Annotated in this window: 1 pseudogene; it reads left to right on the top strand. The window is 66.7% G+C overall.

From position 1 onward, the window contains the following. Positions 1-225: pseudogene (locus OX89_RS18780) on the top strand (RNA-guided endonuclease TnpB family protein); the annotation flags it as partial.

Raw genomic sequence — 225 nt, 5'->3', positions numbered from 1 at the left:
GCGACCACGAATTGCGAGCGGGCAGCTTCAGCGAAGACAGCCGGGGTCGCTGGTACTTGAACGTAGTGGTCAAGGTGCAGGCGCAGTCGAGCCAGGCAACGGCCAGTGTCGGCATCGACCTGGGCCTCAAGGAAGCGGCCGTGGCCTCGGATGGCCAGCGCATCGAGGGGCGCTTCTACCGCAAGCTGGAGGCCCAGCTGGGCATTGCGCAGCGGGCAGGCAAGA

The sequence above is a fragment of the Diaphorobacter sp. J5-51 genome, assembly GCF_001023515.1.
In the GTDB taxonomy this organism is placed as follows: Bacteria; Pseudomonadota; Gammaproteobacteria; order Burkholderiales; family Burkholderiaceae_C; genus Diaphorobacter; species Diaphorobacter nitroreducens.
The sequence above is the reverse complement of the archived record's forward strand: the minus strand, read 5'-3'. Positions and strand labels throughout refer to the sequence as shown.